General features: G+C 53.5%; 8 protein-coding genes and 1 pseudogene. 4 read left to right on the top strand and 5 right to left on the bottom strand.

The genetic code is table 11. The features are described from left to right. Positions 1-10: 10 nt before the first annotated feature. From AC2FID_RS21470 to AC2FID_RS21460, 3 genes and pseudogenes are all read left to right on the top strand, one after another. Positions 11-163 carry an ATP-binding cassette domain-containing protein gene (locus tag AC2FID_RS21470; RefSeq protein ID WP_496838622.1) on the top strand — a complete coding sequence of 51 codons (153 nt, stop codon included), beginning with the start codon at positions 11-13 and terminating at the stop codon, positions 161-163. Positions 164-476: 313 nt separating this feature from the next. Next, complete coding sequence (locus AC2FID_RS21465; RefSeq protein ID WP_113791875.1) at positions 477-740, top strand: type II toxin-antitoxin system ParD family antitoxin; 264 nt, start codon at positions 477-479, stop codon at positions 738-740. Between the two features lie 56 nt (positions 741-796). Further along, positions 797-955, top strand: a pseudogene (locus AC2FID_RS21460) (type II toxin-antitoxin system RelE/ParE family toxin); the annotation flags it as partial. Here AC2FID_RS21460 and AC2FID_RS21455 read toward each other — a convergent pair. Both AC2FID_RS21455 and AC2FID_RS21450 read right to left on the bottom strand, forming a co-directional pair. Beyond that, the gene (locus AC2FID_RS21455; RefSeq protein ID WP_496838621.1) at positions 920-1,600 is read right to left on the bottom strand and encodes a DUF2520 domain-containing protein; all 681 of its coding nucleotides are present in this window, start codon (positions 1,598-1,600) and stop codon (positions 920-922) included. The pseudogene AC2FID_RS21460 and the gene AC2FID_RS21455 sit on opposite strands and share 36 nt — an antisense overlap. 530 nt (positions 1,601-2,130) lie before the next feature. Further along, a complete protein-coding gene (locus AC2FID_RS21450) occupies positions 2,131-3,663 on the bottom strand; it encodes a cryptochrome/photolyase family protein (RefSeq protein ID WP_496838618.1) in 1,533 nt (510 codons plus the stop codon). Between the two features lie 559 nt (positions 3,664-4,222). Here AC2FID_RS21450 and AC2FID_RS21445 point away from each other — a divergent pair. After that, a complete protein-coding gene (locus AC2FID_RS21445; RefSeq protein WP_496838616.1) occupies positions 4,223-14,065 on the top strand; it encodes an amino acid adenylation domain-containing protein in 9,843 nt (3,280 codons plus the stop codon). On the opposite strand, the gene AC2FID_RS21440 is transcribed toward AC2FID_RS21445, so the two are convergent. The 3 genes from AC2FID_RS21440 to AC2FID_RS21430 all read right to left on the bottom strand — a co-directional run bounded on the left by AC2FID_RS21440 (position 14,060) and on the right by AC2FID_RS21430 (position 19,729). Further along, a complete protein-coding gene (locus AC2FID_RS21440) occupies positions 14,060-15,481 on the bottom strand; it encodes a glycoside hydrolase 5 family protein (protein ID WP_496838614.1) in 1,422 nt (473 codons plus the stop codon). The genes AC2FID_RS21445 and AC2FID_RS21440 overlap by 6 nt on opposite strands. A 221-nt stretch (positions 15,482-15,702) precedes the next feature. Continuing rightward, positions 15,703-17,244, bottom strand: a complete 1,542-nt coding sequence (locus AC2FID_RS21435; protein ID WP_496838612.1) for a glucosamine inositolphosphorylceramide transferase family protein — start codon at positions 17,242-17,244, stop codon at positions 15,703-15,705. Further along, positions 17,234-19,729 (bottom strand): condensation domain-containing protein, encoded by a 2,496-nt coding sequence (locus AC2FID_RS21430; protein ID WP_496838610.1) that lies wholly within the window; start codon positions 19,727-19,729, stop codon positions 17,234-17,236. The genes AC2FID_RS21435 and AC2FID_RS21430 overlap by 11 nt, the downstream gene beginning before the upstream one ends. Positions 19,730-19,904 lie beyond the last annotated feature (175 nt).

Raw genomic sequence — 19,904 nt, 5'->3', positions numbered from 1 at the left:
CAATTTCCAAATGCAGAACACCCGGATCGAGGCGCTGTCCGGCGGACAAAAAGCGCGGTTGGCGATGTTGGTCCTGCGGCTTAGGAACCCGAACTTTTATCTGCTGGACGAGCCGACGAACCATCTGGATATCGAAGGTCAAGAGGCAATGGAGGCCGAATAGGTCACCCACGGCGCGTCCTGTTTGCTGGTCAGCCACGACCGGAGTTTTCTGAGAAACGTTGGCAACCGGTTCTGGTGGATCATTGGTCGCAAACTTGAGGAAGTGGATAGCCCTGAAGCATTTCTGGAGAGTGAAATGAGCTTTACTAGTTGATCGAAATAACACGCCACGGCGGCCCAGGCACACATTTGCCTAGGCAAAATCGTAAGACGTGACCGGATATCTGACCTGAAAAAGGGTATGTTGAATCGCATCTTCGCTGGCTTGACTCGCAAGCCGGTATGACTAAGTATTACCGTGAAAGGACGCTGCGATGACCGTCAAAACCACACTCAGCTTTACAGATAGGCACCACCAATTTCTCAAGGAAAAAGTGGGTGAGGGGGTGTATGCGTCGGCCTCTGCTGCCGTGGCAGCTGCTGTCGAACGGATGATCGAGGATGAGCAGGCTCGTGAAACTGCGCTTGAGGCGATGGCCGAAGAAATCCGCCGTCGTGCCGCAACTCCGCGCCAGGAATTTGTTAATCACGAGACTGCTTTCGCGACAGCGCTACGTAGACTGGATTCCGCTGAGTGACCTATCGCCTGCGTTACCATCCTGCAGTCTCGGAAGACCTAAACCGGATTGTAGAGATGATAACAGACTACGCTGGACCCCGGGTGGCAAGGCGCAAACTGGATGAGATTGCGCGTGTGGCCCAGGGTTTAAAGACGTTGCCGCACAAGGGGTCGCGAAGGGATCATGTTTTACCAAGTTTACGCGCTATTCCAGCGGCGAAGCGTGCGGTTATTGTTTTTACGATCGACGAAGACTTGCGGGAAGTCCACGTTTTGACGATCACCTATGCCGGCGCCGATTGGATCACGCGGGCCGAAGCCCGGGGGAAATAGCACATATTTCTTTGAAGACTTAACCGAGGCGTTAGTTACACCAGTTACTTTCAATAACCCGGCCATGTCACTTAAGGCTCGGTAGACGACTCCGGCCTGTGGATGCCAATCTGCCACATCGCGGGCTTGAGAGGCCACTACCCGTTCATCCCCACGCGCCGCTGGGCCCGTCAATGCGTGTCGCGGTCCATGAGCAACGACATTTTCCGCTGTGCCTTCCAGTAATTTAGAGTTCAACTGTGGCACGATATGGTCCGCAATACCCGCTTCAGCCCAGGCTTCACGCGCAATGGCTTGCAGTACTACGGCAAAGTTGTTCGAGATCTCCGCTCCCGCGTGATATAGGCTCTTTCCTTCGGAGCGGATTAAAAAACATTCCGCCCCGAGCCGTTCCAGCAGAGGTTGCAGGATCGACAAAGCATCGGCGTCCCCTTCCAAACCGCAAAGAGTGCCTCGGAACTGTTTTTTTGCCGTATCGGGGTCAACGAATGATAGGACCGGATGCACACTGGCCAAACGCCAGTTCAGCTTTCGCAATAAGGCCATCTCATCAGCGCAGAGAAATCCGCTGCAGTGAAAGGCTATGGATCGTTCGGCTGAGCGGTCCTTTGCCAAACGCGCTGTAATGAGGTCAGATGCAACGACAGAAATTTGTGTGCGGGGACTGTGATAATCCAAAGATTGGCAGCTCGCATTTCTGATAAATCAGTTGCGACACGACCCGCGCCCGCCCGCCGAACGGCTTTTTCTGCCGAGCTTTGACTGGCGCTATAAACATCCTGTACCCGGCAATAATCCAACACATTAAACAGGGTCAGCAATGTCTGCCCAACCCGGCTCGCTCCGATCAGGTTTACAGTAAATTCGGACAGGTATGCGCCTTCTAAGTATTGGTCTCGAATGGACTATGCCACGCCGAGTGGTCGAAGTGCAGGGGCCGACTGTAATTCGGAGTACGTCGCTACTTGGATGCGTTTAACCTTAGTGTACATTATCGGATCAGACGTCATCGCAGCGAGGCGCTTAACACGTCAGTCTGAATTTGGCAGTTGGCATGGGTCTTCCTTTCGTTCGGTTCACAGTCGCTCCAATATCCTTTTGGCACTGTTTAGATACTCTTGTTGTTTTTCTTGGGTCATTCGATCCCAAGTTCTGTACGCATGGCCCAGTCTGGGATTGCCGCGCAGTAGGTTGGCATTTCGCGCCAGAAAATCCCAATAAAGTGGGTTGAACGGGCATGCGCCATCGCCGGTTTTCTGTTTAACATCGTACCTGCACGAGACGCAGTGATCGGACATCTTATTGATGTAATTCCCGCTTGCGGCGTATGGTTTTGACCCCAACAGACCCCCGTCGGCGAACTGGCTCATGCCGATCACGTTTGGAGCCTCGACCCATTCATAGGCGTCGGAGTAAACAGCCAGATACCATTCGTGCACATCAAACGGATCAATTCCAGCCAACAGGGCAAAATTTCCGGTCACCATTAACCTCTGAATGTGGTGCGCATATGCTTCGTCCCGAGTCTGTACGATTGCGGCTGCCATGCACGCCATATCAGTATCCGCTGTCCAAAAAAACGAAGGCAAAGAGCGGTGTGCGGACAGGTAGTTTGACCGTGTGTAGCCAGGCATTCGCAACCAATAGATTCCTCGTACAAATTCGCGCCAACCTATTATCTGGCGAATGTACCCCTCAACGGCGTTCAAAGGTGCGTGGCCGTCGTAGTAAGCCCGTTCAACGCGCTGACAAATCTCGAGCGGGGAAAGAAGACCTACGTTTAGGTATTGTGCTAGGACCGAGTGGTACAGAAACGGCGCGCCTTTTAATATCGCATCCTGGTAGTCTCCAAATTTTGGCAGGGCATGTTCGACAAAATGATCCAATGCCGCCAAGGCGCCCTTTTTCGTGACGGCAAACCAGAACGGTTCCAGCTTTCCGAAATGGTCAGGGAAGCGTGCTTCTATCAACGCCAAAACGTCCCGCGTGATCTCATCCGGCTCCACTTCCAACGGGCGAGGTAAGAAAAAGTCAGTTTTGGCGGGCTTGCGATTGTCGGCGTCAAAGTTCCAGCGGCCACCTTCAGGTTCACCGTCCGACATCAACAGACCGGTTTTGCGGCGCATCTCACGATAGAAGTATTCCATCCGAAGCTGTTTGCGACCTGCGGCCCAGGTTTGAAAGTCATGATGGCTGGCAAGGAACCGATCATCGGCTACCGTTTCCAACCCTTCGCACTGCGCGAACTCTTGGACCAGACGGTATTCTCCGGGCTCGGTCACGATCGTGCGCTTAATTCTTAGATCGTGCTTCGCTCGCGCGATTTCGCTGATCAGACTTTGCGTGTTGTCCGGCTCATCCAATTGAACGTAGCGCACGGTCCACCCGTCCGACTTAAGTTCCGCCGCGAAATGGCGCATGGCGGAAAGAACGAAAGCAATCTTCTTTTTGTGATGTCGCACATAACGAGCTTCCTCCATGACTTCGGCCATCAAGATTGTGTCACGGTCCCGATCACCCGCGCGCAGCGCAGAGATATTCATTGAGAGTTGATCACCAAGCACAACAATCAAAGACGAGTATTGTGTGCAGGAAAGGGGCTCGGTCATGAGGCAGAGGGTAGGGCTTTCGTGCCGTAAGGCGACCCTAACAATACAGCATCGTCTCAAAATGTCCGAAAAAGTTAAGCGTAGAACCCTTTGCCAAGTTTCTCTTTTTCGCTTTACGGCTCAGAATCGACTCTGGGCAAAAAAGCGCAAATTCCCGCATTGAGGGTTCAGACTGATCTGATTGTGTCGGGGTGGGAATAAATAGTCGGATGGAAAGAAGATTGGTGGGTTTTGGGAACTTAAACGCGAGTCGTCCAAAGACGTGCTCAAACGGACCTTGTTGCATCCTCCTGCAATTTTTTATCTATTTTTCAAAGTCATGCAGGTCAGATTGCCAGTTCATTCGACCAACAGCGACTCTTTGATGCTGCCATGGGCAGCCTGCAGTCGACAGCCAGAAAGGCATACAATACGCTTGTCTACATCGAATTCGTTTGTTTTGCCGATATATTTAACCTGAGGGGCCGTAGCGCAAATTTCGTAGGGCAATTGTCAAAGACGCAACCTATTTTGCACTGTTTGCTACGATAACCCCCTTTGGTCGGTTTTAGGGGTTGATATGTTAAATGGTTCTGCCGTCAGGTCTTTGCGTTCTTTGAATTTTGATCCTGCGCTGGACCTCTATCAAAGCATGCTTCGCGTGTGCGCTATCGTACCAAACAAGGTCGCGCTGATCGGTGACGATCGGGGGTACACGTACGCGGAAATTGCAGATGCCGCCGATAGAATTGCCCTGCATTTGATGTCAAAGGGTGTTTCTCCGGGTGACAACGTGGCGATGATCATGGATCGCACGCCCGAAGCAATCCTAACCATGTGCGGTATCATGCGTGCGGGCGGGACCTTTGTGCCATTGGACCCAGCCTATGACATAAAGCAAGCAGGGTACGTTATTGCGGATTCCAAACCATCCGCGATCCTGTGGGAGGAGCACCACAAGCCCATTGCCGATGAACTGAATTCGAACCGGGTTGCAAGTCTGAATGCGCTCGACCTATTGAATTCTGATCCCGATGAGAAGCGCGACTTTCCGAACAGAACTGGTCTGGATGCGTGTTACATAATGTATACGTCTGGATCGACCGGACAGCCAAAAGGTGTTGTGTTACCTCATCGGTCCATCGTTCGGCTCGGCTTTGATCAACCAATCGGACAAGTCCTTCCCAACGACATAACGTTGGCGAGTTCGACCATTGCATGTGACGGTTTCACTTGGGAAACATGGCCTGCGCTTTTGAACGGAGGGTCGGTCGCAGTTGTGGCCGAGCCCAAGCCGGCATTGGACAAGCTTGCCGCAACTATTTCCCGTCATGGTGTAAGTGTCGCGTTCTTTTACACCGGAATGTCACATCTGCTGATCGAACATCACCTTGATGCGCTAAGCAGTTTGCGCCGTTTTGGTGCGGCGGGTGATGTGCTGTCCCCTTCACATGTTCGTAGTCTCAAAGATGCGCATCCCGGAATCGAAGTCATAAACGGTTACGGTCCCACAGAAAACTCCGCCCTAACCACGATGCACGTCGTCACCGAAGCGGACCTTGTTGGTGGTACAATTCCGATAGGCGTGCCGACTGGTCACTGCGACTGTTTCGTCGTGAACGAAAACCATAACGAACTGCGGGCTGGAGAGGTCGGGCAGCTAGTTGCCGCGGGACCGAGTGTGGCACTTGGCTATCTCAACAAACCCGAACGGACGGCCGAGTCTTTTATTTCAGATCCGCGCCCGACTCACACCGGACAAGTATACTTGACAGGAGATCTGGTCCGGCAGCGCGACGATGGTGTCTATGAATTTCTAGGACGTGTCGATCGACAGGTGAAAATTGGTGGTCGTCGCATTGAACTGGACGGAATTGAACATCACCTACGTGAATTGCCGATGATTTTGGATGCTGCGGTTACTTTGACCACGGCAGATACGGGTGAGAAACGCATAACAGCCTTTTTGAAACCGTCAGGCGATATGCCTGCTGACAAACGCGCCTTCGTCCGCGAGGTTATGGCCGAACTCGGTAGGGCCTTGCCGGAGGGCGCCCTGCCTCGGACGAACCGGGTTGTGGCAGACTTTCCATTAACCCCAAGCAACAAGATTGACCGAAAAGCGTTGGTCGACAGCGTCGAATCGAAGGACTTGGAAAGCAACGGCAACACTGGGCCAATTTTCCAGTCAACCCGAACTCCAATATTCCAATCAACCCGTAAACCGCTAGACGCTGCCGAGATCGCACGAACTATTGCGAAGATTTATGATGAGACATTGGGTTGCGGAGAGTTGGATGCAGGCGCAACATTCTTCGAAGCTGGGGGAACATCTCTGCAATTAATTGGTGTCCATGCAGAAGTGATGAAACGTTTAAACGTACGGTTCGACATTACACTCATGTTCGAAGTCCCGCGTCTGGGCCCTTTGTCCGAGGCGATAGCCGCGATCGAAGTGAGTGGAAACGAGTCGCTGTCGTCTCAGGAGCCAGAACAAGGAGTTGAGGAACGGGCTGACCTGAACTTGCCTGAGAATGCAATCGCAATTGTGGGCATGGCAGCTAAACTGCCCGGTTCACAGTCTCTTGATGAGTTCTGGGAGCACATTCAGAACGGCGATAATCTGATCAAGCCATTCTCGTCGGGCGAACTTGAAGATAGCTTCACGCCTGAACAACGTGCATCGGACAGTTTTGTAGCGGCCCGCCCCATCCTTTCGGATGCAGGGATGTTCGATGCCAAGTTTTTTACGATGCACGCCCGTGAGGCGGCAACTATGGACCCGCAAGCCCGAGTGTTCCTTGAGATTTGCTATCATGCCTTGGAAAACAGCGGTCACGACCCGTGGCGGACACGCATGCCGGTGGGCGTATACGCGGGGTCGTCGTCGACCACATATCTGATTCAAAACATATTGGCCGACCGTCAGGCAGCCGAGGCGTATATGTCGAATTATCAGACCGGTAAGATTTCTGAACTGACCGGCAATATTGGGGACTGCCTAGCAACTCGGGTGTCGTACAAGCTGGACCTGCACGGTCCTGCGATGACGGTACAGACGGCGTGTTCGACGTCGCTGACCGCGATTTCGCAGGCATTGTTGGCATTGCGTGCGTGCCAATGCGACATGGCTTTGGCAGGAGGCGTTTCGATCACCTTTCCGCAAAAGCGTGGATACATCGCGCAAGAAGGTGGGTTGTCGTCAGATGACGGCACGTGCCGACCATTTGACGCTGAAGCCAGCGGAACGGTTTTCGGGCACGGTGCTGGGGTTGTTGTATTGCGCAGACTTAAAGATGCCGTTGCAGACGGTGATCACATCCATGCCGTTATTTTGGGCTGCGGTATCAATAACGATGGTGCCGAAAAAATATCTTACACGGCACCAACGGTACGCGGTCAGGCGGATGCAATTCGCCGAGCGCACAAAGATGCTGTAATCGAACCTAAAAGTGTGACTTACGTCGAATGCCACGGAACCGCGACACCTCTCGGGGACCCAATTGAAATTAGTGGGCTGCGTCAGGCGTTCGGCGAAGCAGCTATCGAAGTGGGCTGTGCGCTCGGGTCCGTCAAAGGCAATATCGGTCATCTGGATGCGGCTGCCGGCGTAACCAGCGTAATCAAAACAGCGCTGATGCTGAACCATCGCAAGATTCCCCCTGTGGCAAACTTCTCCGGTCTGAACCCTAGAATAGAACTGGAAGGTACTCCGTTCCGGGTTCCGAGTTCCCTCTCGGACTGGGTGTCGGATGGACCATTGCGCGCCGGTGTCAGTTCTTTCGGGGTGGGAGGGACCAATGTCCACTTGGTGCTGGAAGAGGCACCGCAAATAGTGCAGGATGCTGAGACTGCTTCCGTTCAAACGGTTGTCATTTCGGCGAAGACGCCGGAAGCCTTGGCCGAGATGAAGGGTGACTTAGCGGATGCTTTGGAGAAACCCGACGCGCCGAGACTGGCGGATGCGGCCTATACCTTGCAAGAGGGACGAGCAGCTTTTGAGTATCGTCAGGCTGTCGCGGGCTCGGATCCTGAAGAGGTCGCCAAAACCTTACGCGCTGCACCCGCTATCCGTAAGCCCGCGATGCAGGGCAACCCAACTGTAACATTCATGTTCCCGGGTCAGGGATCTCAGTACCCGGGCATGGGCAGCGGTCTGTACCAAACCGAACCTGAATTTGCGCAGTGGATTGATAAAGGTGCGGAAATATTACGCCCGGTTCTTGGCTTAGACGTAAAGACAATGCTGTGTTTCGCAGACGCCAGTGACCAGGACCTCGCGCGTGCGTTGCGCGAAACCCGCCTGACTCAGCCTGCTTTGTTCCTGACTCAATACGCCTGTGCAAAGCTGTGGATGGCTCGTGGCATAAGCCCAGCGTCAATGATTGGCCATTCGGTTGGCGAGTTCACCGCCGCCACGTTGGGTGGCGTCATGGATTTTGAAACCGGGTTGTCGATCATCGCGAAACGAGGCCAACTGATGCAGGATCAGCCAGGCGGTGCGATGTTGTCCGTTAGAGCGCCGCTTGAGGCTCTGGAGGATTATCTGGATGATACCGTCGATGTCGCCGCGCGCAATGCGCCTCGTTTAAACGTATTGGCCGGAGACTTTGATGCAATTGCGTCGATTGAAGATCGACTGAAAGAGGCCGGTATCCCGTGTACACGTCTTCACACTTCTCATGCGTTTCATTCACGCATGATGGATCCGGTGTGTGAAGGCCTGTTGGAAGCGGCCACTCAAAAAACGCTGCAACCAACGAAAATTCCATATGTCAGCTGTGTAACGGGCGATTGGATTTCCGAGAATGAATGCACAGACCCGTCATATTGGGCGACCCAGGCGCGAGCAGCGGTGAATTTTGCGGACGCGGTTTCGACACTCGTGACCGAAGATCCAGTCGCGTTGCTCGAGGTTGGCGCTGGGAACACGTTATCTGCGTTCAGCATCCAAACATTGCCGCGGGATGCCTCGGTTGCGGTCATACAGTCTTTGCCGGATCACACCCGTCCAGAAACGGATGAAGTCGCGATGGCCGCTGCAATGGGTTGCCTGTGGGGATGCGGCGTCGATGTAGACTGGAGCAAGCTGGGTCCGCGCGGAAACCGGCGCGTACCTCTGCCAACTTATCCATTCCAACGCAAACTGCATTGGGTCGATGCGCCAGCGCCTTCCATCGGAGCAGCAACTTCCTCGTCATCCGCACCGACCACGGCAACCGTAAATCCTGTTTCAAGTTTAAATGAGTTCTTTTCTATGCCAACATCCAATTCACAAGAACAGATTGAGCGCAAGCCGCGCCTGATCAGTGAGATTCTAGCCATTTTGAGCGAAGTTTCTGGTGAAGATCTGGGGCCAGAAGATGCACCGGCAACGTTTTTGGAACTTGGGTTTGACTCCTTGTTCCTCGGACAGGTCACCCAAAAATTGAATGCTGATTACGGGATCGATCTGACATTCCGGCAATTGATGTCCGACTATCCGTCCGCTGAGGCGCTCGTTGATTACCTGGATGAAAGCCTACCCCCCGAAACGGCTGTTCCCTCGGTTGAACCGGAGGCCACACAAACGGTCACGCAAAGCGCTACGGAACCCGTGGCTCCTGCGGTATTGCCACCATCAGTTGTGCCCGCCGCACCGATTGGTGATGGGTCAGTCGCTGCTGTCATGCAGGCGCAGGTCGCTGCCATGCAGTCACTTTTTGCACAACAGCTTCAGGCTTTGTCTGGAGCTCAGACAGCGGCACCTACTGCTGTGACCAGTACACCAAAAGTTGAGACAGCGATTAAACCAGCAGTTCCTGCGCTGCCCAAAAATGCGGCGAGCAAAGGCACCTTTTCGATCGGACGTGCAACCAATGCAGCCGGCGGCGACCTTACGTCCGAGCAACTGGCCTTTGCGCGAGACTTGGCAACCAGTTACAGCCAGCGACACGCCAAATCCAAAGAGTATGTACAGACATACCGGTCTGTGATGGCCGACCCACGCACGGCAGCAGGGTTTCGCGCTGAATGGAAGGAGTTGGTGTTCCCGATCGTTTCCGATCGTTCCAAAGGTGCGCGCCTGTGGGATATCGATGGGAATGAATTCATAGATCTGGTCAGTGGTTTCGGGCCTATAGCTTTTGGCCATTCGCCGGATTTTGTCATTGATGCTGTATCACGTCAGATGGAACGTGGCTTTGCAATTGGGCCGCAATGTGATCTCGCCGGCCCAGTTCTGGAACGCTTTGCAAAATTTGTAGGTCATGAGCGTGCTACCTTCTGCAACACCGGGTCCGAGGCTGTGATGGCAGCAATGCGCATTGCACGAACGGTAACAGGCCGCGACCAGATCGTGGTATTTGGCAGTGACTACCATGGCCAGTTCGACGAAGTATTGGTCAAAGGCAAGTCACGTGGTGGCGACCCTGCGGCTCTGCCGATTACACCGGGAATTCCGCGCTCGAGCCTGTCCAACATGGTTGTGTTGCCGTATGGCGCGCCAGAAAGCATCGAATGGATTCGCGAAAATATTGGCTCAGTCGCTGCTATTGTTGTCGAACCAGTACAGAGCCGGAACCCAAACCTACGCCCTCAGGAATTTGTGCGTGAACTGCGCCATATCACACACGAAAGCGGTGCGGCCTTGGTCATGGATGAAATTGTGACCGGTTTCCGGGTTGGTGCCCGGGGAATGCAGGGCGAGTGGGATATCCAGGCCGACATGGCAACCTACGGCAAGGTAATCGGAGGCGGTATGCCAATTGGCATGCTGGCGGGTTCAGCCCGGTTTATGGATGCACTCGACGGCGGCATGTGGCAGTTCGGTGATGACTCGGTCCCGGAAGTTTCTCCAACCTTCTTTGCGGGAACGTTCGTTCGCCATCCGTTGATTGTTGCCGCGGTGGACGCAACGCTAGAACATATGGGCACAAATGGGTCCGATCTTTGGCAGCGCACGGCCGCCCGCACGGCTGATGCAGTCGGCAGGATGAATGCCATTCTTGTAGCGCGCGGGTTGCCGCAATTGGTCGAAAGCTATTCAAGCTGGTTTGTTCCAAAACTAATGGACTTCGATCCCAATGCCGCCCTGTTTTACCCGCTCATGAAGATGGCCGGTATCCATGTTCAGGTCGGGTATGCCTGCTTCTTTACGACTGCCCATACTGAACAGGACTTCGATGCGGTTGTGAACGCGTTTGAACAATCCGTCGATGCGCTCAGAAGCGTTGGTATCCTTGTCGGCGACGGGAAAGCCAAACCCGTCGCTACAACGCCGGTAGCCAAACCGCCAACCGAAGGTATCCCCCTGACCGAAGCACAGCGCGAAGTTTGGATGACCAGTCAACTGGGAGAGAAAGCGTCGTGCAGTTTCAATGAAAGCGCCTCGTTCCGTCTAACGGGTTCATTGAACCAAGACGCCTTACAACGGGCGCTTAACCGTGTAATTGAACGGCATGATGGGTTGCGTCAGGTCTTTGCCAAAAACGGTGAGACGTTCAACATTGTCGATCCATTCGAACTGCAGCTTACGCTTCATAATCTGAGTGACAAAGAAGATTCAGAGGCTGCGTTGGCCAGCCTCGTGCGCGAAGACTCTTCGATTGAAATCGACTTGATTTCGGGGCCTCCCATACGGTCTTTCGTTGCACGGATGTCGGCGGAAGAACATGTTCTGATCATCAATGCACACCATATCGTATGCGACGGCTGGTCATACAACGTACTGGCTTCGGACCTGGTGGCATTTTACAAAGCAGAGGTTTCGGGTACGCCGGCGAACCTTCCGCCGGCCCCGTCTTTCGCTGCCTATGCCGCCACTCAGTCCGGTAAAAATGTGCGACCGGCGACGCGCGCCTATTGGGAAGAACAATATTCAGAACCTACTGAATTGCCGGATATACCAACAGATCATTCTAGACCTGCAATCAAAACATTCTCCGGTGCGACTTGCACGGCGCGCATATCGGGAGATGTCGCGTCAGCGGCCCGTAAGGCCGGTGCCGCGCAAGGTTGCACGCTGTTTGCAACGCTGTTTGCCGCGTTGCAGATTGTATTAGGACGGCTGACCGGGTCTCATGATCTGGTCATTGGGGTGCCAACCGGCGGGCAGGCCTTGCTGGACAACAACGAAATGGTTGGTCACTGCGTCAATTTTCTGCCGATCCGCGCCGTTCAAGACCGGAATGCTTCGGTTGCTGACTTTCTGACGCAGGTTCGTGATCAGGTTATGAATGCATTTGACCACCAGGATTATACCTACGGAACACTCGTTCGCGATCTGAATATCGAGCGCACGTTGAACCGGTTGCCGCTCACAGAAGTGCAGTTCAATCTGGAACGACTGGGCGAGGCCGTAGATATGGGCCCGCTTAGCATGACGTCGGCACCCAACCCTAAAACAGCTGTGAATTTCGACCTGTTCTTTAACGTGATCGAACGTCGCGACGGTCTGCGAGTGGATGTCGACTACAACACTGACGTCTATAACGAAGACACGGTGATGCGTTGGTTGAAGTACTTTGAGACAGTTCTTTCCGAACTGGCAGAGGATTCCGCGCGCCCTCTGTCTAAGGTTAACGTTCAGCCCGCCGACGAGCTCGAGTGGATGCTGAAGACTGTGAATCGAACGAGCGAGGCTTTGCCACAGGCGACAACGCTCGACAGGCTAATTTCGGAAACTGCCAAAACTTATCCAAACGCGATCGCAGTTGAGGATAATCTGGGACAGCTCAGCTACACGGAACTTGACCGGCTAAGTGATGCGGTCGCCGCTGACATCCAGGCCCTTGTCCGCGGGTCCGGCGGCCGGATTGCCGTGGCCATGTCTCGGTCATCACAATGCCTGGCAGCTTTGCTCGGCGTTCTGAAAAGCGGCAACGCCTACGTGCCGATTGATCCCGCTCAACCCGCATCGCGGCTGCGCATGATACTTGAGACGGCAGATGTTTCTGCCGTCCTGCACGATCAGGCCAATCTACCCGACTGCGCTGAAGGTCTTGATCTGCCTGAGCTTCAGATGAGTCAAGTAAGAGCGGGTGGCATTCCTTTGATCATCGCAGATAGAGTTGATCCAACGGCGTATGTGATGTTCACCTCGGGTTCTACCGGCACGCCAAAAGGGGTTGAGATCGGCCATCGCTCGGTGATCAACTTCCTGACGTCTATGGCGTACGAACCCGGTTTCGACCCGCAATCGGTAATGTTGTCAGTGACTACAACGATGTTCGATATCTCGGTTCTGGAACTGTTCCTGCCGTTGCTGCAGGGTGGTCGAGTGGTTATCGCGGCACAAGAAGACGTTCTGGACGGGTTCCGATTGGTCGAACGCTTGAAGCGTGGCGATGTCACGCATATTCAGGCCACGCCTACGCTGTGGAGCATGCTTCTTGAAGCTGGGTTACGGCCTGACAAAGGTTTGACCATGTTGGCGGGCGGTGAACCCTTGCCAGCCGATCTCGCAGAGAGGTTGATGGAAAGCGGCGCGGATCTGTGGAACATGTATGGCCCGACCGAGACCACGATCTGGTCTGCTGTTTCAAAGGTTCATTCGGGCGAATTGATTACGATTGGTCATCCCATAGCCAATACCGAATTGCATGTGCTTGGTCCTGACGACCAGCCGTTGCCAATCGGGGCTGAGGGCGAACTGAACATTGGTGGTACAGGGTTGGCGAAGGGGTACTTCCGACGCGACGATCTAACACAAGCAGCATTTCGTGAAGTGTCCCTGAACGGGCACCCACGTCTTTTGTATAAGACCGGCGATGTTGCCCGCCGTTTGGTCGACGGCACAATCCAAGTGTTGGGTCGCAATGATGGGCAAATCAAATTGCGCGGATTCCGCATCGAGCTTGGAGAGATTGAAACGGCAATGCGCGCGGTGCGCGGCGTTCAGGCGGCCGCCGCGACTTTGCGTCCTTCGCCGCGTGGAGACAAGCAGCTGGTCGGATATGTCGTTGCCGAGCCAGGACATGATCCCAAACCGGAAAGCCTGACTACGGCTTTGGCCGAACGGCTGCCGCACTACATGGTGCCGACTGCTTGGGTATTCCTCAGTAATTTGCCCAAAACCGGCAACGAAAAATTGGATCGCAAAGCTCTGCCTGATCCGGACGTTGTTGCGACAGTCACCGCATTGTACACTGAGCCCAGTACGCCGACGGAAAAGAAAATGGCAAAAATCTGGGAAGACGCTCTGGGTATCGATCAAATTTCAACGTCGCAAACACTTTTCGCGTTGGGCGCAGATTCCTTAACAGTATTCCGTATTGCCGCGCGCATGATCGATGCTGATTTGAACGTTGAGGCGAGACACCTATTGGAATACCCCTCAATTGCGCGCCTTGCCGCATTTGCTGACAATCGGGCAGAGGAGGACAGCGCACCGCGCAAACCTTCGCTGAAATCCTATCGTCGTGGTGCCCGCCGGGGACTATAAGCGATTTTCGGAGCCACCCGGATGCGAAACGGGTGGCCCTGATATCTTGATCCGGCGTTTTACGGATCCATCGCCATTTGGGCCATTAGGTGCGATTTCGAAATCCACCGTGTCACCAGATTGCAATTCCAATTCAATCTCGGGCAAAACATAGCCATCACTTGTAACTTCTGCCTCGTGAACAGGTGTTCCCTTGTGCAAGATAGACAGGCGCGATGGTTCGGTCTCTGAGGAGGCTTTCCACTGCCCATTCACTATAAATCGACCATCCATTTGTGCAGTAAATCGTTCTATGGCGGTGTAAGGTTTGCCATTGAACCGCGCGGTCGTCACGCCATCGTCAGTGATGCGAAGAGGCGAAAGATCAGGTGCGCCGCGGTAGCTCGGCCAATACCAATCGATGATTTCCAGCGGAACCAGACCGATGCTGGGGCGTCTGGCAAAGTAGCTCCATGGTGGCTGATTGAACTGGTATCGCGTGTCCGCGTGTACTGTTTGTACTGACAACTCGACACTCAGATTCTGTCCAATGATCAGAATTGGCGAATCTGTCAGAGTGTTCACAGGATCAATGGGGCGGCCGCGAGCGTCAAAAAACTCAGCCACTCCTTTCACTTCGAGTACGCCGCTGCCCCACGCGACGAAAGCTTCACCGTTTTTTCCAAATTCGTAGATCCGCGCTGGTTCAATCGTTTCGCTTGCGACAGGACGGCCGAATGGCAGGAGCTCACGCTGTAGAAACTCAAATGAGTCCGCTGCGGGTTTTCGTTTTTCAGCGTTTTGCGTACGCAAGCCCATATTGGGCCACCAAGGCTCATCCAGCAACGCATACCAATACGCGTCGTTTATCCCGGATGCCGCCATTTGTGTCACCATCAAGATCATGTAATCAGGTGCATCATTCTGATCTTCAAACCAATTGCCGAACTCGGTTACGTAGATTGGGCGTTCTCCACCGTATTCCTGCATCAAGGCCTTCAGACGATTCAGTTCTGGCAGGACGGTATTGGGGTTGTCGCGATAAGGATGCACGGAAATCGCATCGCAGGCTTGCAGGCCGCCCTGACGAAAAAATTCACGATAGAACCCGATCGCAATTGTGTTTAAGCCGCTGCAGATGATCTTGGCATCGGGATGATCCTGCTCCAGGCGCGTGTGTACCGTTCGAACCAGTGCAGCCAGATATGCCGGTGGGTTCTGGGTAAATGGACCTCTGACAAAATCGCTCGAGTTGAATTCGTTCCCGATTTCGATCTTTAAATTATCGACTCCATAGTGGCTGATAATGGCGCTTACCCAGGCGGCGAAACCTTCGCGACCCTCCTTACTGTGCGGCGTATCACCGTTGTCGTACAAAGGATTCCTGTCGGTGATGACGATAAGCGGTACCATACCTTTTTCAATCAGCGGCAACATGTACTTGTCCGCGACCGCGAAATTGTAAACGCCTGGTCGTTGTTCCGCCGTGGCCCACCCAATCTCATCACGAAGGTGCGTCGCACCCAGATCTTGCGCCAGATCGAGGGCGGCTCTGCTCCATCCCTGTTCCAGATGCGTTTGTACGCCAAGATTGAACTCATCTTCGTCGGCGATGGCTGATCCCGCCAGAAACACAACTGAGATCGCGAGGTTCCACTTCATTCTGCGCTGCTCCAGTCCATCACGATCTGGCCACCGGCAACACTCAGATGATGCATGCCTTTGACACCAGGTCGATCCTTGGGCGTGAACTGCCGGATAAACCGCTCTTCGTACTCTGTTTCGTCAAGCTTGATAATTTCCATGAGGTTCAGGCCAAAACCGTACACGCCATGGCTGTTGTTTTGCGACGGCCGGAATAGCCGATCCCCTTGCCGGATGATCGCCCCTGCGTTTCTGGCGCAGTTTGACCCAAACACGACCGGATTTTTTGGATGAGGTTTGATCGTTTTCAGATCCGGGCCATCGACCTCAAACAGATACAGTTCGCTGGAATGATCCTGAAAAGCGAAATGATCAGATAAGTTGGTAATCAGCCACCACCGCCCATCATCCCCAAGATACATGCTGGAATCTGCTAAGTACTGACCCTCGAATGCTGTGGCATGCAATTCCCATTCATCTGGAAATTTGGTGCAACGCCATATCTCAAGGCGTTTGGCTGCCTGGGTTTCGGGCATCATAAAGATTGAGTCTCCGGCCCGAAACACGAAAGGAAAGGAAAGGTGATAAGTACACTTCAACGCGGTAACGGGTTCGGTGAGACAGTCTCCTTCCAGACGCGCCACCTCTATGCGACCATTGATATCTTCGGCATTCATGGCTTCGAAAAAAACCCATTGTTGCCCTTGATGCTCGAACAGGAAGGGATCGGCCATTATGCAAGACGATCGCGGCAGGCCTTTTGCCTTTCCTGGATGAAACCCTGAGACCGGACCGGATGAACTGCCAAGTTGCCAAGACTCTCTGATTTGTCCGGCTCGTGCAAGGCGTTCAGATTTCAGTTTTTCTGTCACGTCACTTACAAGGTTGAATGCATAGACGAGAGAGGATTCAAAGTCAGGTTTTGCCTTGGTAGCCTCGGGAAGCTGCCTGGTTTCAGGCACACTGCGACGCTCTGCCAATTCATTCATTGCATGGAACAGAAAGAGGATCGACTTTTCAGCTACAAAGGCTCCGGTCAAAACACTGCCAGGTTTGCGGTTGTAGCTGGTTTGCCGAAAAACCCGTTGAGTTGGGTCTTCGTAGGATCTCGAATGGATTTCGACCTGGACATGGGGGGCGCGGCCCGCTCCAGTTGTCATGGCAGCCTTGAATGGGTCGCTCATACCGCCAAATGCAACTGTCCATTCTCCGAAACGGAGCTGGGCCAACTGATACTTTGTCAGCGAAGCGGGGCCAAGCGCAAGCGCAAGGTCGGCCTGATCTTGGGTGACCGGTAGAGTGCTAAGGAAATCTGCGGCCGGCTGAGTATCATAAGGCAGAATACGTCGCGCGGCCAGAACCTGTTCGGCCCGCATTAACAAGCGCATCAAAAGTGTTCCTGAACGGTCCCGCCGATCAATTCCGCCAACAATCTGACCCGTAACTTCAAACCGGGGATCACTTCGCAATCGGTCGATCAATATCGCTTGCCAATCCTGCAAGCCTAGCAGTCCCGGTGGTGTTACCAGTGCGACTTTAAGCTTTTCATTTTGCACTGTCGCTCTCCAATCGGCGTGCCTTCGCATCGAAGACTTCGGATATTCGGCCAAAGCCCGATCGCATGAGGGAGTCACCATGCCAGCCATTCACCGGATAGACAGCTGTGTCCGCCGAAAGCAGCTCCGACCATCCCAATACGCCATCTTCAGGAACCATGGCCTGAGATCTTGTGATAAAAAGAACAACTTCGCCGTCATAGGGTTCAAAGCTGTAGGCCCGCGTTTGACTTACTAAAGCATCCACGGTGTCGTCGACCAGCGTTTCGGTTGGAGACGCCGGTGGTGCGAGCCCTGTTGCTTGGAGAATACGCTGTGCAAAATCGTTCTGACCGAGGAGATCTGTTGTACTGATCTTTCCACGCCATCGTAGGCTTAGGTAATACCGAAGCCTGCGCATTCTAATGGTCCATTTATCGCGTATGCGTTGAGACCGTGTAAACTTGCCAATTGCGCCGGGGGCCCAAGTGTCAATCATACCAACACAACGCACCCGCTCGCCTAAAGCAGTTAGTTGCTTAGCTAGCCGAAACGCGACACGACCATCGACGCAAAGCCCGCACAAAAGTATGTCGCGCCCTGAATATCGGGCTTGAACAATTGATGCCGCTTCGTCAATCGCCGGGTCGAATCCGGCTTGAGATAGTGCATTGAGCTGCGCCCGATCAGCAATACCGATATTGGCAACAGCACAAATTGCTCCGATCTCTTTGCCCAGTGATTGATAAAGGAATGGTTGATTAACCGTCAGCAAGATGGGCGCGGTTTCTGGCGCGGATTTGAGTTCGACCAGAGACCAGATTGAATCGGGCGTTGTTTCGTCTCGCGGCGTTGGATGCTTTGTTGCAACAGGTTCGGTCTGTCCCAGTAGATTGGCCAGCCCGTCCAGAGTCGGATCATTCAAAAACGCGTGCAGACTTGGTCTGGTCTCGAAAGTCTCTCCTACGCGCGACAACATTTGCAAAGCCAGTACGGAATAACCGCCCAGATCAAAGAAATCTCCGTTGACGTGATCAACAGGCAGCGCAAGAATGTCGGACCACAAGGAGGCCAGTCGAGGTTTAACGTTGTTCGGGGACGGTGTTGGCTTTGCAAGTGACGTAAAACCATTCAGGTTTAGCGGAGGGTTTTTTACCTTAGTGGGTCGATTTGCTGCTATCGCTGAGGTCGGAGCGGGGTCGCGTCGCATCAAGGCTTGGAACACCTCGAGCAAAAGGTCCGAAAACGCCTGAATAGTGGACTCGTCAAACAGATTGGCATTGTAGTCTATCGCCAGACGCCATCCTGAATTTCGACCTATAATGTTTACATTGAGATCGTAAAGCGTACCAGGTGAGTGTGATTGAATCGAAACCAGTTCTATATCGCCATATTTTCTTTCGTTTAAGAAAACGCGCTGAAGGTTAAACATGATCGAAACCAACGGGATACGTAACGGGTCTCGCGGTGGGTTTAGTACCTGAACCAGCTTATCGAAGGGCAATGTCTGGTGTGCCAGGGCGCCATTTACGACCTCACGAGCAGCGCGACCTTGATCGATTACTGATCTGCTTGCGTCAATGTCGAGGCGCATGACGATGGGATTAGTGAAAATCCCGATCAGTGGTTCCAAATCTATTTCTGTTCGGCCTGCAACCTGGATGGCAAAGCTTACGTCATTGCGGCACGAAAACCGTTCTAGCGCCGTGCTGAAAGCGGAAACGCCCAGGGCAAAGACTGAGGTATCCAGCTCTTTTGCGGTTTCAGAAAGGTTGGTTTCGAAGTCCTGCGGAAGTTCCCTGGCAAATGACTTCGGCTCGGGCTCTGAGGCCGCACGCGGTCGATCAAGCGGCAGTTCGAAATATTCCATGCCACCGAGGGTTTGCTTCCAGTACTCTTCCTCTTCATCCATGGCACCGCTCTGTTCGTAATCAGAAAGCCACATAGAAAAGTCACCGTACTGCAGTGTTAATTCTGGCAGATCAGGATCGGTACCAGTCTGCAGCGCTTCGAGATGTACGCCCAGTTCATGACCCAGGACACCGATGGAGTATCCGTCGAACACGCTGTTATGTACCGAAATCAATAGAGCTGCGCGTTCAGTTTCCATTGGAACCATCGCAACGCGAAAGAGACAGGGTTCAGACAGGTCGAATGGCTGTTCTGAATGTGCAATGGCAATCGAGTTAATTCGCTCTGCGCGATCGGCTTTGGGGACATTAAGGATATCAACGAGATCGAGTTTGAATTCAACATGTGCGAAGACTTCCTGCACAGGCTCCCCGTTTTGTTCTACGAAACGTGTTCGAAAAATCTCATGCCGGTCGATGATCTTCTGGAACGCAGTTTGAACCATGTCGCTGGTTACCGGTCCTCGCAATTCCCACCGTATGGCTAGATTCAGTCCCTTATTACCGGGGTGAATCTGCTCCATAAACCAGCACCGTTTTTGGGTAACAGAAGTGGGAAAGGTTCCGACTATCTGCTGCTGCTTCAATGCCTTCATAAAATCGCTCCGCTAAACCCAATCACCCTGGACGCGGAAAAACGTTTCGCAAGCTATTTCGAGCCAAAAAACTCCCGGCATGCGGCGAACAGGGCAAAATGCGGGTACTAATTACACAATCCAAGTTTCTCTGCCGCAGTCGCGCGAGTCAAATAAAACTCGCTAAATACTACAG

Source organism: Ruegeria sp. CDSC068 (genome assembly GCF_059610545.1).
Note: the sequence above shows the minus strand (reverse complement) of the source record. Positions and strands in the feature narration are given on the sequence as shown.

Bases quoted from the DNA above. Each gene is read 5' to 3' on its own strand.
- AC2FID_RS21470 (WP_496838622.1), top strand. From the start codon at position 11: ATGCAGAACACCCGGATCGAGGCGCTGTCCGGCGGACAAAAAGCGCGG.
- AC2FID_RS21465 (WP_113791875.1), top strand. From the start codon at position 477: ATGACCGTCAAAACCACACTCAGCTTTACAGATAGGCACCACCAATTT.
- AC2FID_RS21455 (WP_496838621.1), bottom strand. From the start codon at position 1,600: ATGGCCTTATTGCGAAAGCTGAACTGGCGTTTGGCCAGTGTGCATCCG.
- AC2FID_RS21450 (WP_496838618.1), bottom strand. From the start codon at position 3,663: ATGACCGAGCCCCTTTCCTGCACACAATACTCGTCTTTGATTGTTGTG.
- AC2FID_RS21445 (WP_496838616.1), top strand. From the start codon at position 4,223: ATGTTAAATGGTTCTGCCGTCAGGTCTTTGCGTTCTTTGAATTTTGAT.
- AC2FID_RS21440 (WP_496838614.1), bottom strand. From the start codon at position 15,481: ATGTTGCCGCTGATTGAAAAAGGTATGGTACCGCTTATCGTCATCACC.
- AC2FID_RS21430 (WP_496838610.1), bottom strand. From the start codon at position 19,729: ATGAAGGCATTGAAGCAGCAGCAGATAGTCGGAACCTTTCCCACTTCT.